The sequence below is a fragment of the Streptomyces sp. NPDC090021 genome (assembly GCF_044748225.1).
In the GTDB taxonomy this organism is placed as follows: Bacteria; Actinomycetota; Actinomycetes; order Streptomycetales; family Streptomycetaceae; genus Streptomyces.
Genome location: NZ_JBIVFO010000046.1, coordinates 22,203 through 37,332, shown reverse-complemented (window position 1 = coordinate 37,332; position 15,130 = coordinate 22,203). Strand labels below are relative to the sequence as shown.

Genomic DNA, 15,130 nt, shown 5'->3' with positions numbered 1-15,130 from the left:
CACGCCGGTCACAGCCGGGTGCGGGCGCGCCCGGCCCGGCGTCCCCGCCGGGATGCGGCCGGACCGGCCCACCCGACGACCCCCGAACGGCGGAGCACACGCCCGTACGGGTGAGAGGGCGCCTCCTCCCACCGTACGGGCGTGCTCCGTCACCCGCGCGGCGTGGCTCCGCGCTGCTTGAGCATGTCCGCCATCAGGGTGAGCTCCGAGCGCTGCGCGTCGACCATGCCCTGCGCCAGATCCCGCTCCACGGGGGTCGTGCACTGCTGCGCGCACCCCTCGGCCATCGTCACGCCGCCCTTGTGGTGGTCGGTCATCAGCTGGAGGAAGAGCACCTCCGCGTCCCGCCCCGAAGCGGCGCCGAGCTGCTCCAGCTCCTCCTTGGTGGCCATGCCCGGCATCAGCGCACCGGGCTTGGCGGGGCCGTGCCCGGCATGGCCGCCGTGCCCGCCGGAGGTCCCCATCCACGACATCGGCGGCTCGCCGGCCACCACCTTCGGCAGACCCCACAGGTCCAGCCAACCGAGCATCATGCCCCGCTGGTTGGCCTGGGTGTTGGCGATGTCGTAGGCGAGCGTGCGCACCGCCTCATCCTGGGTACGGTCCCGCACGATGAACGACATCTCCACCGCCTGCTGGTGATGGACCGCCATGTCCCGGGCGAATCCGGCGTCGGGGGAGTGCAGCCCCGGCGTACGGGGCTCCGTACGAGGGGCCGGCGAGCCGGATCCGTTCGCGGCGGCGACCGTGGCCGCCGCCGCGAACAGCAGCGCCAGCAGGATGGCCGTACCCGCGACCCAGTACGTACGGGGGATCGCGCGGCTCACTTGCCGGCCAGCCCGTTCGTGCAGGCCGCGCCCGGCTCCGGCGTCTGCTCGCCCTGCACGTACTTGGTGAAGAACTGCTTGACCCGGGGGTCGTCCGCGCTGTCCACCGTGAGCTGCTTGCCCCACGCACTGAGCATGATCGAGCCGGCCTGCTCCTTGACCGGGCTCATCAGCGTGTACGGGGTCTTTCCGACGGTCTCGGCGAGCTTGTCCACGTCGGCCGGGGCGGCCTTCTCGTTGTAGGTCACCCAGACGGCGCCGTGTTCGAGGGAGTGGACGGCGTTCACCTCGGGCACCGGGCTCTTGTAGACGTCGCCGTTGCAGTTCATCCAGCGGGGGTGGTGGTCACCGCCCACCGGGGGGTTCATCTCGTACTTCACCGGCGTCTCGACGTGGTTGCGGCCGAGGGTCTTCGCCTCCCAGAGCTTCTCGCCCTCGACGGGCTTCTTGCGGATCTCCTCCGCCTCCTTGCGGAGCTGCTCCGCGGCCTCCTGCTTGCGCTGCTCGGCCTGCTTCTGGTCGATCAGCACCCATGCGCCGAAACCGACGAGACCGACGACGACGGCCGACGAGACGGTGATCGCGATCGCCTTGTTGCGCCGCTCCCGGGCCTTCTCGACGCGGCGCATCTCGGCTATGCGCGCCTGACGGGAGTTCGGGTCGGTGTGCTGGGGGGTCCTGCCGGACGTGCTGGCCATGTGCCCTGGTTCCTTCTGCTGATGAGGGGGGTGGAATGGAACGCGAAACCGGACCCGTCAGGTCCGCAGCACCTGGAGAACATGCAGGTCGGGGGCGCGCGCCAGGGCCTCGGGCGGCCGGACCCGTCCCGCCGCCGTCGCGTGCGCGGACGGCAGCGGCCCGCCGCCGGTCACGGCCACGGCGGGCGGCGGCACGGGCAGTACGGCCGGGGGCACGTGCGCCAGGGGAGAGCAGCCGGGCGCCTCGTACGGGGACACGCAGACGGCGTGCGCCGTGCCGTGTGCCGTGGCGTGTGCCGTGCCGTGTGCCCGGACCTCGGAGGAGGCGTACGGCTCACCGGATCGTGCGCACAGGAACAGTGCGCCGACCAGCATCCCGAGGACCGTCAGCAGCACGGCACGCCGAAGCGCGGAACGTCCGTGACGCCCCCGCTGCGTGTGCTGCCGGCCCCCCATGGGCGCAGATGGTAATGCTCATGACCGGGCCGAGGTCAGTGCGGGGGTGCCGCGACCTTTCTCGGGTGCGTAATGTGGCGGAAACCACCACTGGCGATACTGAGCCGGCCCGAGTGCGCCGCGACCGGTCAGGCGGTGGTGCACAGGCCGTCTGAACTGCGAGGATGAAGGCATGGACAAGCAGCAGGAATTCGTCCTCCGGACGCTTGAGGAGCGCGACATCCGCTTCGTGCGCCTGTGGTTCACCGACGTACTGGGCTTCCTGAAGTCCGTCGCGGTCGCCCCCGCGGAGCTGGAGCAGGCCTTCGACGAGGGCATCGGCTTCGACGGCTCCGCCATCGAGGGCTTCGCACGGGTCTACGAGTCCGACATGATCGCCAAGCCGGACCCGGGCACGTTCCAGATACTGCCGTGGCGCGCCGAGGCCCCCGGGACCGCCCGGATGTTCTGCGACATCCTCATGCCGGACGGCTCCCCGTCCTTCGCGGACCCGCGCTACGTCCTCAAGCGCATCCTCGCCAAGACCTCCGACCTGGGCTTCACCTTCTACACCCACCCGGAGATCGAGTTCTTCCTGCTGAAGGACAAGCCGCTGGACGGCACCCGCCCGGTCCCGGCCGACAACTCCGGCTACTTCGACCACACCCCGCAGAACGTGGGCATGGACTTCCGCCGCCAGGCGATCACCATGCTCGAATCGATGGGCATCTCGGTGGAGTTCAGCCACCACGAGGGCGCCCCCGGCCAGCAGGAGATCGACCTCCGCTACGCCGACGCCCTCTCCACGGCCGACAACATCATGACCTTCCGCCTCGTCATGAAGCAGGTCGCCCTCGAACAGGGCGTCCAGGCCACCTTCATGCCGAAGCCCTTCTCGGAGTACCCGGGCTCGGGCATGCACACCCACCTCTCCCTCTTCGAGGGCGACCGCAACGCCTTCTACGAGTCGGGTGCCGAGTACCAGCTCTCGAAGGTCGGCCGCTCCTTCATCGCGGGCCTGCTGCGCCACGCGGCGGAGACGGCGGCGGTCACGAACCAGTGGGTCAACTCCTACAAGCGCATCTGGGGCGGCTCCTCCCGCAGCGCGGGCGCGGGCGGCGAGGCCCCCTCGTACATCTGCTGGGGCCACAACAACCGCTCGGCGCTGATCCGCGTCCCGATGTACAAGCCGGGCAAGATGGGCTCCTCCCGCATCGAGGTCCGCTCGATCGACTCGGGCGCCAACCCGTACCTCACGTACGCCGTCCTCCTGGCGGCCGGCCTGAAGGGCATCGAGGAGGGCTACGAACTCCCGGCGGGCGCCGACGACGACGTCTGGGCCCTCTCCGACGCCGAACGCCGCGCGATGGGCATCGAGCCCCTCCCGCAGAACCTCGGCGAGGCCATCTCCCTGATGGAACGCAGCGAGCTGGTCGCCGAAACCCTCGGCGAGCACGTCTTCGACTTCTTCCTGCGCAACAAGAAGCAGGAGTGGGAGGAGTACCGCTCGGAGGTCTCCGCCTTCGAACTCCGCAAGAACCTGCCGGTCCTGTAACCGCAGGTCAAAGCCCCTGCGGGTCACGCGCGACACTCCGGGCCGGTGGTCATCGACCACCGGCCCGAAGGTGTCTCACTGGCCCTGGGCCATCTGTGGGCCGTCAGCCGCCGGACCGGCGGCCCGGTAGACCCAGGGGTGTTGCAAAGTTTCTTGATCTTGTGAGTCCGCTGGTCAGGCGATGCCCAGGAGGTCGAGCGGGCGTGTGAAGGGCTCGTAGGAGGCATGCCGGAGGCCGGCGGCGATGTCCCGCCTCGGACACTGCAGCCCCGCATAACCCGTTTCCAGAATTCAGGGTCAAGCCCCCCACTGCTCAATCCCTCCGGGCTAAACAACACGTAAGGTCGAGAGGAGGCATCAGCCATGGCGCTGACCTACAAGAAGGTCATGGAGACCGATTACGGCAAGCTCACGGCCGCCGCGAAGGCATGGGACGACATGGCCGGCGAGTTCAAGAAGGCCGAGTCGAACTACGCAGCCACGGTACGAGGACTAAAGCCGAACTGGCGCGGCGAGGCATTCGGAGCCGCGTACGTGAACTTCGCCGGCACACAGTACGAGTACGCGGCCGCCCAGACGGGGGCCAAAGCATCGCCGACCTGCTCCGCGACGCCCACCAGCAGTTCACGGAGCTGAAGAAGGCGCTTGAGTCGCTGGTCGCGGACGCCCGCAAGGACAAGATGACCGTCGACGACGAGGGGAACGTCCGGCCCGACCTGACCGACGTCGAGCGCAGGGCTTTTATTCACGACCCCGATGGTCAGGCCCTGCTGGCGTCGTACAACAAGGCCGCAACAAGCTGGGCCGAACAGATCAAGAAGTACATCCAGGCCTTCGAGGAGACCGACACCAGTGTTCTTCGGATTGATTGGGGTTATTTTCTTCATGGTCGGGCTGCTCTTGGTGACGAATGTCTGTGATGCCGCCGAACATGCCTTCCGGATCTTCGCGCGAACAAACCCGACTGTCGGAACCGCAACCCCGAAAACATTGCGCATCGTGAGTGGTTTTTGGGTCCCGCTAGGGGTGTTCTTCATTTTCGTTGCCTTCTTCAGGTGAGTAATTCCTGAAGGCTGCGACGGGAGTCGTAACGCGGTGGCCGGCCCGCCATCTGGCAGATATTGAGCTGAAACGAGCCGGGCGCGCCGGTGAGTACGTGGTTGCATCCGCTCCGGCGGTTTACGGGGTGTACGTCTCCGTGAAGAACGCGGTCGGTTGGTCCCAGTGGAATACCCACATTCCACGGATTTCCGCCGTTTCTGCGAATGGTGACGTCGCACTTGCCGTAGGCGTTACCCTTGTCGCTGTTTACTCCGGGAATGTTGGAGAAGTTTACCCAGCTGCCCGCTTGAACACGCGAGCTGGACGGACGCCCGAGGTTGTCAGTCATCTTGCCATCGACGTAGACGTACAGGTCCGGCATGTAGCTCTGGTACACGATTCCGTTCGGCGGGTTCGCGTCACCGTTGCAGTCACCCAAGTGCATGGGCTTCACGCTGCCGTCGGTCCTTCGAACTCCGCAAGAGCGTGGAGCCGGGATCGCCGTGTCCGAGGTGCGTCCGCAAGGGCTGAGGGTCATGGGAATGAATTTCTCGCCACAGGAGGGGTGCGGCCTGTTCGCGGACGGTCCCGACGGTCTCCGGAGGCGTGTGCAGACGGATCCTGGCGTACCCGGATCGTCGTCGATGGCACGCTCAGGCCGAGTCCAGCCGCTCTACGGCTGAACTCGGCTGATAGCCGCAGAGACCGCCGCGGGAGTGGTCCGTCAGCTCAAGAGTCCCCACTGATCGCGCCAGCTGTCCACATGCTCCGGCTTTATGACTGTGTTCTTTGAGTCAGGGTTTCGGGGCCGCACGCCCCCAACCTGCTCCAAGAATTGCATGTGGCGGGCGAGTACTTCAGCGCGGAGCTCGTTGCCGTCCGCGACGTAGAAGTGGGGACCCTCCACCGTGAGCTGGACGAGGATGACTCGACTGCACGTGAGGGCTGCGAACTTATCGATGTCCGCGATCATCCACGCGCCTTTGGCCGCCACCATCACCTGAGCAACGTGCTCGCCGACCTCGATATAGGTCTGCGCCCCCTTCAGCTTGGCTGGTATGCCCCGCAAGAGTGCCTCAGCGACAGCGAGATGGCGCCCGGCCTGGTGGGTCTGGGAATGGGTACGCGCGGCAACTGGCATGGGGGCAGTATGACGCGAGACGTGACCGGCTTAGAAGAGCAGAGCCGAGCAGGTTCCTGCCGGTGCTGTGACCGCGGCGTGGGCGGAGGTTTCGGGCCGGTGGGTGGCGGTGGGGCGGCCCGGGGGCCGGCGGTCAGTGGAGCCAGAAGAAGATGGTGTCCTCGGTCCGGCCCGCCCGCTTCGTTCGCTCCCACTCCTCGGCCTCGAACCGCATGGGTTGCAGCAGCACCTCCGCCGTCTCGCGGACCTCGGGGTCGAGCCGGTCCAGGACCGCCTCGTACGCCCGGACCAGTTCGGCGGCCCGGGAGGCCGGGAAGGTGCCCATGGACGGAAGGGCGTCGCCCGGGTGCGGGAGCCGGATCGGCGGGCCCGCGAAGAGCAGCGCGGCGGGCGCCAGGTCGGCCGGGACCCCGTGGTCGGTCATCTCCTCGTCGACGGTGTGGAACCACGAGGGCCGCCGCCAGTGGCCGAGGTCGTAGGTGTCGGAGAAGTTCACCGCCACCAGCGCCTGGAAGGCGTACCGGTAGCCGGGCTCCATGTCCGCGGTGGGACTGCCGGCCAGCAGTTCCTCCAGGGCCTGGACGACCGGCACGTCCAGCGTGATGCCGTGGTCCTCGAAGCGGGCGTCGGTTCGCGCGCACCGTTCCCGGGCGATGGCGAGGACACGGTCCTGTTCGGTCGTCCGCTCCACCGCCGTCAGCAGCCGGATCACGTCCCGCATGTCGCCGGTGCTCATCTCCAGGTTCCCCATGGCCCCATCCCTCCGTAAGTCGACAGAGTTCATGATCGTTGATTCGGGCGGGACCAGGTCCAACGGCGTATGGCGTCCAAGGCGGCGGGTGGGGAGAGTGGGGGGATGGATCCTCTCGACGACGCCCGTACCGATGCCTACCTGCGCCGCCTGGGGGCGGTGCGGCCCGAGGAGGCCGGCGGGGCCTCGTTGCGCGAGCTGCATCTGCGGCACCTGAAGGCCGTGCCGTTCGAGAACCTCGCGATCCACCTCGGCGAGGAGATCGTGCTCACCCGCGACGCCCTCTTCGGCAAGATCGTGACTGCCGGGCGCGGTGGCATCTGCTACGAACTGAACGGAGCGTTCGCCGAGTTGCTGGGCGCCCTCGGGTACCGGGTGGAGCTCCTCCAGGCACGGGTGTACGGCAAGGCAGGCGAGGTGGGGATCCCGTACGACCACCTCGCGCTGCGCGTCGACGGGCGCTGGCTCGCCGATGTGGGCTTCGGCGAGCACAGTGCGTACCCGCTCGACCTGGACGAGCCCGGCGAGCAGAAGGATCCCGGTGGGGTGTTCCTGGTCAGGGCGGCCGCAGACGGTGCGGAGGGCGACCTCGACGTACTGCGCGACGGCGTGCCGGCGTACCGGCTGGAGACCCGGCCCCGGGTGCTCGCCGACTTCCGGACCGGCGCCTGGTGGCACCGCACCAGCCCGGAGTCCGGCTTCACCAGGGGCCCGGTCTGCTCCCGGATCACCGAGGACGGCGGCCGGATCACCCTGCGCGATCACACCCTCATCGCCACCTCGGCGGAGGGCGCCCGTACGGAGAAGGAGCTGGCGACCGACGAGGAAGTGCGGGCGGCCTACAGCGCGGAGTTCGGCATGGTGCTCGACCGGCTGCCCGTGGCCCTCCACCCCCGGCCCCAGGGGGCGTGAAGGGGGGCGTGAAGTGTCGAAACGATACGGCCGCGGGCATTGGAGTGAACTGCCGTTCCCGGCGGTGCCCTCGCGCTGTTGGACCGGCCGACGCGCACATCGATCGCGCGTCGACGTTCCACAGATCCTTAGGGGAGTCATGCGTATTCGTTCTGCTGTCACCGCGTCCGTCCTGGCCGCCGGCATCCTGCTGGGCGGGGCCGGTGCCGCCCTGGCCAACGACGGGGTCGACATCGACTACTTCTCCGGCGGTCGCGCGGGCTACTCGTCGAACTGCTCCTCGCTCGCCGCGGTGCCCGCCAGCAAGCCGGCCTTCACGGGCCCGGTCTACACCTCGAACTGCATCGCGGACGGCGAGCTGGAGTGGGCGAAGGGTCACCACCTGGGCGCCTGACCCGGACGGCTCGCGCCGTGGGGGCGGACCGACACCGACGTCGGCCGCCCCTGCGGCGTTCCCGGCCCCGGCCCGGGTGGGCCTCCGGCCCGGGTGGGCCTCCGGCCCGGGTGGGCCTCCGGCCGCCGGTCTTGGGCAGAACTTTACCGAGCGGCTCGCATGAGACCGGCCGATCGCGCGCAGACGCGGACCAATGGATGCCCTCACCCGAAGCCCCGAGGACCCGTGCACGGCCGTAGCCGCCGTGGCCGCCGTAGCCGCCGTACACGCCGTTCGTCCGCTCACCCGGACGATCCCCGCCCCCGAGCGCGTCTGGTACGCCTCCTACGGCTCCAACATGCGCATGGACCGCCTCACCGCCTACATCGCCGGCGGTGCCCCGCCGGGGGCGACGCACACCCACCCGGGCTGCCGCGACCGGCGGGCGCCCGAGCGTTCGGTCCCGGTCGAGCTCGACGGCCGGCTGTACTTCGCCACCGAGTCCCTGGTGTGGACCGGCGGGCGGGGCTACTACGACCCCACCGCCCCCGGCCGGACCCGCGGGCGGGCGCACCTGGTGACCGCGGGCCAGCTGTCCGACATCGCCGCGCAGGAGATGGGCCGGGAACCGGGAGCGGACCTCGACCTCGCGCACGTCCTGCGCGACGGCCGCCACGCCCTCGGCCCGGGACGGTACGAGACCCTCGTCTGCCCGGGCACGATCGACGGCATCCCCGTGCTGACCGTCACCGCACCCTGGACCCTGCGGGACGTGGAACTGCGCACCCCGTCCGCCGCGTACCTGCGCCACCTGGCGGCCGGCCTCCTGGAGTCCGGCCCCTGGACGCAACAGGACGTCGCCGAGTACCTGTCCACCTGCCCCGGCGCCGCCGGCCCCTGGACTCCCGACCGCATCCACGCGCTCCTGACCGCCGCCCCCTAGGCAGGTGGAGGTCAGCGCACTGCGCGGTGCCAGGTGGGGCGGGTGGGGGTGGTCGGGGTGGTGAAGGTGTGGAGTTCGGCGTCCAGGCCGAGGACCGTCGTGGTCGTCGTGCCGTCGGGTTCCACGACGGCGGCGGGGGCGCCCGCGAAGAGCATGCGGGACTCCGCCCAGGCCGGCGGGCCGCCGAGACCCGAGGTGCTGACCGTGCCGCTGTCCGCGCGGCCCGCCACGTGGCGGCCCGCAGCGCCGACGGCGCCGTAGCCGGCCCGGCCGCCCGCCTCCGTGACGCTGGAGACCTGGGGCCTGGTCGCGGATCCCGCCGTGACCACCGCCGTGCGCACCACGCCCGAGTCGGGCCGGCGGAAGTACAGGCGCACGCCCGTGCCGTCCGGGGAGGCCGTCAGGGGGACCGTCGTGGCCGGCAGGCCCGTGGGCGAGGGGCCGCGCAGCGGGCCGTCCGGGCCCGCCTGGGTCCAGGCCAGCACCGAGGTCGTGGTCGTCGCGTACACGTGCCGCCGCCCGGCGGCGTCGACCGCCGTGACGGGGTCGCTCTGCAGGTCCTCGCCGCCGAGGCGCTGCCAGGGCGAGAAGCCGCCGTCCGGCTGCTGGACGACGGCGCGCAGGGTACGGCGGGAGTCGCGGAGGTAGACCGTGAGGAGCCCGCGCGCGTCCACCGCGGCCGCGGGTGCGCTGATCGCAGACGTGCCGTCGTCGTCGCCCTTCTCGGGTGTGCCGAGCGACTGCCACGCGCCGAACGCCCCGTCCGGGGCGCTCTGGACGGCGTGGACGACCTCGCGGCGGTAGTCCGAGGGGCCGGGACCGAGGACGGTGCGGGTCGCGAGGACGGCGACGCGGCCGTCGGGCAGCCGGGCCGTGGTCGCCCCGGGGTCGATGCCCGTGCCCGAGAGGAAGACCGGCTTCTCCCAGACGCCGCCGGAGTCGCGCTTCCAGTACGCCATGCGGCCGTCGAGCACCGTGAAGGCGTAGAGGCGGCCCGGCGTCCCCTCCGTCAGCCAGGACGTGTGGTCGGCGCGGGTGTAGCGCAGCGACTGGGCCCAGTTGCGCCCGGTCGGGTTGCCCGCGACCTTGCGGTCGCCGCAGCCGGAGGGGCTTCCGCAGTGGTCCTGGTGGTCCTGCCAGGCGTAGGTCCGCAGGTAGTCGGTCTTCGTCTCGGCCGTCTGCGGGTCCAGCGAGTGCGGGAGCGTGCTGTTGTGGTAGCCGAGGTAGCTCTGGACCGAGAAGTGCGGGCGGCGCTGGATCTGTTCGGCGTAGGCGGTGGTGGCGGCCTGCACGAAGCGGGCGCCGTACATGTGGTCCTGGTGGTCGGTGTAGCGGCCGTTGTCCCCGTACCGGCCGGGGGTCGGGTCCTGCATCCGTATCGTCGTGGGCCGGTAGTGCTCCAGGACCCCGGCTATCGCCCGTATGAGCTGGTCCTTCGTGTACGTGAAGCCCTGCTTGACCGGGGTCCCGGAGGTCAGCTGGGACTCCAGCGCGGGTATCCGGCCGTTCCACAGGCCGCGCAGGCTCTCGGGGGTGTCCCCGCCGGTGCTGCGGGCCTCGCGCAGCATCAGCCAGACCAGGTTGATCCGGGGGTCGGCCATGAGTACGTCGACCTCGGCGCGGCCCCCGCCGGCGGTGGGCACGACCGTACGCCGCCACGCGCTGGTGCGGTCGCCGGTGGCCATCTGGGCGTAGGCGGCGCGGATGCCGTTCTGCCGGGCCTCCGCGTAGTGGGCGCGGTCGGCGGGCTGTTCGGGGTCCCGGGCGGCGTCGCCGTGCGCCTCGTTGCGGCCGTCGGACTCGCCCGAGGTGAGGTAGGCGGTGGTGACCTGGGTGCCGGAGCGGAGCGATCGGCTGAGGTCGGGGTTCATGAAGAACAGGTCGTCGTCGGGGTGTGCGACCACCTGGACGACGGAACCGGCGGTGACGCTCGCCGGGACGACGACCGTCGGGGGCTTCGCCTGGGCGGCCCCGGCGGAGGTCTGCCGGCCGGAGGCCACGGAGAGCACGCCGGTGGTGCCGGCTGTCAGCACGGTGAGCAGGGCCGCGAAGCGGCGACGGGTCAACGGCATCGGGCACGCCTCGGGTTCGTTCCGGCAGGAGAAATGACTGAGCAGTCAGAGAGAGGCCGAATCGGCGAACTTGGTTCACCCGGACGGCCGATGACTCCTGTTGTGCGGAAAGCCGGGGACGAGGCGGGTAAGTCCCGCCAAGGCGGAGGCTGTTCGTCCGTTCCGGAGGGTGGCGGTGCTGAAGCGGCGGGCTGGTCTGCCGGCCGGGAATCGGATCGCCGTCAACGGGGTTGGTGGGGGACAAGCTGTTGATCGGAGGGTCATGCGAGCGATTCAGGTGTACGAAGTGGGCGGTCCCGAGGTGCTGCAGGAGGCCGAGGTGGACCAGCCGCGGCCGGGTCCGGGCGAGGCGGTCGTGGAGGTCGCCGCGTCCGGGGTCAACTTCCTCGACGTCTACCACCGCGAAGGCCGGTACAGCCTCCCGCTGCCCTTCACCCCGGGCGCCGAGGGCGCCGGCACGGTCGTCGAAGTCGGACCCGGCGTCGCCGACGTCGCGGTCGGGGACCGGGTCGGTTGGGTGGAGATTCCCGGCACGTATGCCGAACGGGCCGTCGTGGACTCCTCCCGGCTGGTGCCGCTGCCCGACGACATCGACTTCGAGACAGCCGCCGCCGTGCTCCTCCAGGGCATGACCGCGCACTATCTCATCAAGGACGCCTACCCGGTTCAGGGGGGCGACACGGTGCTCGTGCATGCGGCCGCCGGTGGCATGGGGCTGCTTCTGACCCAGCTCATCACCCATCTCGGCGGCAGGGTGATCGGCACGACGTCGACCACGGCGAAGGCCGAGCTGGCGAAGCGCGCCGGGGCCGCCGAGGTGATCCTTTCCTCCGCGGTCGACGATCTCGCAGCCGAGGTGAGGCGGCTGGGCGGCGGTCAGGGACTGCCGGTCGTCTTCGACGGCGTCGGCGCGCACACCTTCGACGCGAGCCTCGCCAGCCTGCGAACCCGCGGCCATCTCGTGCTCTTCGGCGCGGCAAGTGGTGCCGTGCCGCCGTTCGACCCGATCCGGCTCGCCCACGGCGGTTCGCTGACCCTGATCCGGCCCAGCCTCGGGGACTTCATCGCCGATCGGTCCGAACTGCTCCGACGGGCCGCCGATGTGTTCGAGTGGGTGCGTTCCAAGGCGCTCGACGTCACCGTGACGGGCCGCTACGCACTGTCCGAGGCCGCCCGGGCCCACAGCGATCTGGAGGCTCGGCGTACCACCGGCAAGCTGCTCCTCGTACCCGATGCGGCCGCTGTCGGACGCCGCGAGGAGACGCAGAGCTGATCGCGGGTGAGGCCGTCGGGGATTTTGGAGGCTGAGATGTCGACGGCATGGCCGACCGTTATCGCCAAGATCCCCGACAGCGTCAGGCGCTCAGCAGGGCAGGACCGAGTTCTGGCGGGTTTCCGGCGTATCCGGGTCACACCCCTTCAAGATGCCTCAGCCGAGACCCGGCTCACCCGTCCACAACCTCCCGGGAAGAACACCTAGGGAGCGGCGTTGCGCGGTCCCACCGGCTGCCACGGCGCGAGGTACGCGTTCGGGGCGTCCGCCGACGAGGTCACGTACAGCCGTGCGTCGAGCCCCACCACCGCCAGGCTGACCATGCTCCTGCCGGTCATCGTCGAGGAGGGCGCCCCGACGAACATCAGCGGCGACCGCCCCCACGGCCGTCCCGGGCCGACCTCCGCGCCCAGTTGCCCGCCCGCCGTGCGGCCCGCGAGCACGTGCCCGCTCGCCGTCACCGAGCCGAAGCCGTTCAGCCCGCCGAGGTCGGTCATGTTGTTGACCTTCAGCCCGGCGTCGGCCGTCATCAGGGCCGTACGGACGTTCCCCGAGCCGGGCTTGCGGAACCACAGCCGCACCCCGCCCTCGCGGCCCTCCACGGTCAGCGGCAGTGTCGTGTCCGGCAGCCCGGTCGCCGTGACCCGGCCCAGCGGGGCGCCCGCCTTCGGCTGCGCCCAGCCGACGACCGTCTTCGACGTGGCGGCGAGGACCATGCGTCGCCCCGCGCCGTCGGTCGCGGTGACCGGGGCGCCGTGCAGGTCCTCACCGCCGTGCTGCTCCCAGGGCCCCCAACTGCCGTCCGGCCCCTGCAACCGGCCGCGCAGGCTGTACGAGCCGTCGCGGACGTACGCCGCCAACTGCCCTGTGCCGTCGACCGAGACGGCCGGTGCGCTGATGTCGGAGGTCCACGTCTCGTCCGCGGTCTCGGGCGTGCCGAGCGACTGCCACTCCCCGAACCCGTACGCGCCGGGCGCCCGCTGGACCGTGTGGACGACCTCGCGCCGGTAGTCGGCGGGCCGGGCCCCGAAGGAGGTCCGGGTGCCGAAGACCGCGATCCGGCCGTCCTTCAGCGTCACGGCGGTGACGCCCGGGTCCATGCCGGTGCCGGGCAGCAGGTCCGGGCCCCGCCAGGGGCCGACGGGGCCGGGCCGGTGCCATACGGCGACCTGTCCGTCGAGCACCTTGAAGGCCCACAGGCCGTGGTCCTTGTCGGATGTCAGCCAGTCGGTGCCGGTGCCGCGGGCGTAGTTGACGGTGTCCGTCCAGCGGTTGCCGGACGGTCGGCCGGAGACCTTGAGGTCCCCGCAGCCGGCGTCGCTGCCGCAGTGGTTCTGCCGGTCGAGCCAGGCGTACGTGTCGAGGCTGTCCAGCTTTTCCTTCGCCTCCTGCGGGTCCAGCGCGCTGGGGAGGGAGCCGTTGAAGTAGCCGACGTAGTTCTGCACCGCGAAGTGCGGCCGGTCCCTGACGTCCTTCGCGTAGGCGGCCGTGGCCATCTGTACGAAGCGGGCGCCGTAGAAGTGGTCCTGGTGGTCGGTGTACTGCTTGGTGTCCGGGTACCGGCCGGGGGTCGGGTCCTGGAAGCGGACGGTGGTCGGCCGGTACTGCTCCAGGACGCCGACGAGGGTCTGGACGACCTGGTCCTTCGAGTACGCGAACCTCTGCTTGACCGGGGTGCCGGAGGAGAGCATCGACTCCAGGCGGGCGACCCTGCCGTTCCACAGGCCGTGCAGGCTCTCGGGCACGTCGGCGTAGCCGTGGCCGGCCTCGCGCAGCTGCAGCCAGACCAGGTTGACCTGGGGTTCGGCGACGAGGACGTCGACCTCGGCGTGGCCGCCGCCCTTGGTCGGGACGACGGTGCGCTTCCAGGCGCTGGTGCGGTCGCCGGTGGCCATCTGGGCGTAGGCGGCGCGGATGCCGTTCTGGCGGGCCTCGGCGTAGGCGGGCTTGTCGGGGGCGGTGGTCGCCCTGGTCGCCCCCTTGGCGGGGGCGGCGTTGACGCCGTCGGCCTCGCCCGCGGTGAGGTACACGGAGGTGACCGGGTGACCGGCGGATATGGAGTAACGCAGGTCCGGGTTCATGAAGTACAGGTCGTCGTCGGGGTGCGCGATGATCTGGACGACGCGGCCCGGGTCGGGTACGGAGCCGGCCGCCACGGGCGCGGTCGCGGCGGCCGCCGCGGAGGCGCCGGGGGCCGCGGGGGAGCGGTCCAGGCCGTCGAGCGCGGCGTTGCCCCGGAGCAGGAGCATGCCGGCGGCGGCGGTGGCCGCGCAGAAGGCGACCGCCTTGACGAGACCCGCCCGGCGGTGGCGCCCCCGGCGGGCCTCGGACGTGGCCGGGCCGGACCCGGGCCGGGCTCCGCCGGTCGGCTGTGCGGGGCCGCGCCCGCGGCGGGGCTGAGGTGCGGTGGGTGCGGGCTCGGCCGCTGCCCCTGCGGTCCGGCGGCTGCGGCGGGTGGGCGGCGGGTGCTCCGCCGGTTCGGGCTCGGCTTCGGCTGCCGGCTTCGCGGTGTGGTGGGCGTCGGTCGGGGTCCGGGGTTCCGGGATCGGGGCCTGGTGTTGCTGGAAGTCGTAGGGCTGTTGCGACCCTTGGGCGTGTGCGGCCTGGTGCGGCAGGTAGGGCTGTTGTGCCTCGTGGGTGTGTGCAGCCTGTTGCGGTACGCGGGGCTGTTGGGCCTGCGGATGCGGATGCGGATGCGGATGCGGATGCGGCTGGAACTGCTGCGGCTGCTGGGGCTCGTAGGCATACGCCCCCTGCTGGGGCTGGTGCGGCACGGAGTACCCGGCTCCGGCGGGCCGGACGTCCCAGCCGGGCTGCGGGGCATGGTGAAACTCACCTATGGGTCTGGGGTGTTGGTGCTGGTGAGGTAGGTGGGTCGGGTGGTACTGCTGGGGCGCGGGATCCTGACGCCATCCGGCCTGCCCGCCGAGCCCTGCCTGCACGCCCTGCCCGCCCAGCCCGCCCTGCCCGTAGGGCACGTCGTACTGACCGCCTTGCCCGCCCTGCCCGCCCTGCCCGTACGGCACGCCGCCCAGCCCGTGCGTCGGATCCGGAGCCCCGCCCCGGCCGCCCGTGGCGGGGCCGGGGTAGGGGTGTCCGTCGGGCATGG

The 15,130-nt window shown here is 71.1% G+C and carries 15 protein-coding genes; 7 read left to right on the top strand and 8 right to left on the bottom strand.

Translation table 11 applies throughout. The features are described from left to right. Window positions 1–149 precede the first annotated feature (149 nt). From ACIPXC_RS29610 to ACIPXC_RS29600, 3 genes are read right to left on the bottom strand one after another with little or no spacing between them, the layout of a single operon-like run. Window positions 150–827, bottom strand: a complete 678-nt coding sequence (locus ACIPXC_RS29610; RefSeq protein ID WP_401624204.1) for a DUF305 domain-containing protein — start codon at window positions 825–827, stop codon at window positions 150–152. Then, window positions 824–1,525: a DUF3105 domain-containing protein gene (locus ACIPXC_RS29605; RefSeq protein ID WP_401624202.1), complete on the bottom strand. Its 702-nt coding sequence runs from the start codon at window positions 1,523–1,525 to the stop codon at window positions 824–826. The genes ACIPXC_RS29610 and ACIPXC_RS29605 overlap by 4 nt, the downstream gene beginning before the upstream one ends. A gap of 57 nt (window positions 1,526–1,582) precedes the next feature. Further along, on the bottom strand, window positions 1,583–1,981 hold the full coding sequence (locus ACIPXC_RS29600; protein ID WP_401624200.1) for a hypothetical protein: 399 nt from the start codon (window positions 1,979–1,981) through the stop codon (window positions 1,583–1,585). Between the two features lie 172 nt (window positions 1,982–2,153). Between ACIPXC_RS29600 and ACIPXC_RS29595 the strand changes: the two genes are divergently transcribed. The 3 genes from ACIPXC_RS29595 (at window position 2,154) to ACIPXC_RS29585 (ending at window position 4,435) form a co-directional block, all read left to right on the top strand. Beyond that, window positions 2,154–3,515, top strand: coding sequence for a glutamine synthetase family protein (locus tag ACIPXC_RS29595; protein WP_037927233.1), 1,362 nt, complete (start codon window positions 2,154–2,156; stop codon window positions 3,513–3,515). A 363-nt stretch (window positions 3,516–3,878) separates the two neighbouring features. Next, window positions 3,879–4,151 carry a hypothetical protein gene (locus ACIPXC_RS29590; protein ID WP_401624198.1) on the top strand — a complete coding sequence of 91 codons (273 nt, stop codon included), beginning with the start codon at window positions 3,879–3,881 and terminating at the stop codon, window positions 4,149–4,151. Between the two features lie 44 nt (window positions 4,152–4,195). After that, on the top strand, window positions 4,196–4,435 hold the full coding sequence (locus tag ACIPXC_RS29585) for a hypothetical protein (RefSeq protein ID WP_401624196.1): 240 nt from the start codon (window positions 4,196–4,198) through the stop codon (window positions 4,433–4,435). A 131-nt stretch (window positions 4,436–4,566) separates the two neighbouring features. On the opposite strand, the gene ACIPXC_RS29580 is transcribed toward ACIPXC_RS29585, so the two are convergent. From ACIPXC_RS29580 to ACIPXC_RS29570, 3 genes are all read right to left on the bottom strand, one after another. Beyond that, window positions 4,567–5,010, bottom strand: a complete 444-nt coding sequence (locus ACIPXC_RS29580; protein ID WP_401624194.1) for a hypothetical protein — start codon at window positions 5,008–5,010, stop codon at window positions 4,567–4,569. Between the two features lie 270 nt (window positions 5,011–5,280). Next, on the bottom strand, window positions 5,281–5,697 hold the full coding sequence (locus ACIPXC_RS29575) for a hypothetical protein (RefSeq protein ID WP_401624192.1): 417 nt from the start codon (window positions 5,695–5,697) through the stop codon (window positions 5,281–5,283). A gap of 133 nt (window positions 5,698–5,830) precedes the next feature. Beyond that, window positions 5,831–6,448 carry a hypothetical protein gene (locus ACIPXC_RS29570; protein WP_401624190.1) on the bottom strand — a complete coding sequence of 206 codons (618 nt, stop codon included), beginning with the start codon at window positions 6,446–6,448 and terminating at the stop codon, window positions 5,831–5,833. Window positions 6,449–6,553: 105 nt separating this feature from the next. On the opposite strand from ACIPXC_RS29570, the gene ACIPXC_RS29565 reads away from it, so the two are divergent. From ACIPXC_RS29565 to ACIPXC_RS29555, 3 genes are all read left to right on the top strand, one after another. Beyond that, entirely contained in the window at window positions 6,554–7,360 is an 807-nt protein-coding gene (locus ACIPXC_RS29565; protein ID WP_401624188.1) for an arylamine N-acetyltransferase, read from the top strand. A 139-nt stretch (window positions 7,361–7,499) separates the two neighbouring features. Next, the gene (locus ACIPXC_RS29560) at window positions 7,500–7,754 is read left to right on the top strand and encodes a hypothetical protein (protein ID WP_401624186.1); all 255 of its coding nucleotides are present in this window, start codon (window positions 7,500–7,502) and stop codon (window positions 7,752–7,754) included. A gap of 337 nt (window positions 7,755–8,091) precedes the next feature. Further along, a complete protein-coding gene (locus ACIPXC_RS29555) occupies window positions 8,092–8,676 on the top strand; it encodes a histone deacetylase (protein WP_401624239.1) in 585 nt (194 codons plus the stop codon). An 11-nt stretch (window positions 8,677–8,687) separates the two neighbouring features. On the opposite strand, the gene ACIPXC_RS29550 is transcribed toward ACIPXC_RS29555, so the two are convergent. After that, on the bottom strand, window positions 8,688–10,748 hold the full coding sequence (locus ACIPXC_RS29550; protein ID WP_401624184.1) for a PIG-L family deacetylase: 2,061 nt from the start codon (window positions 10,746–10,748) through the stop codon (window positions 8,688–8,690). A 262-nt stretch (window positions 10,749–11,010) separates the two neighbouring features. On the opposite strand from ACIPXC_RS29550, the gene ACIPXC_RS29545 reads away from it, so the two are divergent. Next, window positions 11,011–12,021, top strand: a complete 1,011-nt coding sequence (locus ACIPXC_RS29545; RefSeq protein ID WP_401624182.1) for a quinone oxidoreductase family protein — start codon at window positions 11,011–11,013, stop codon at window positions 12,019–12,021. Window positions 12,022–12,224: 203 nt separating this feature from the next. On the opposite strand, the gene ACIPXC_RS29540 is transcribed toward ACIPXC_RS29545, so the two are convergent. After that, window positions 12,225–15,128: a PIG-L family deacetylase gene (locus ACIPXC_RS29540; RefSeq protein ID WP_401624180.1), complete on the bottom strand. Its 2,904-nt coding sequence runs from the start codon at window positions 15,126–15,128 to the stop codon at window positions 12,225–12,227. Window positions 15,129–15,130: the final 2 nt, after the last annotated feature.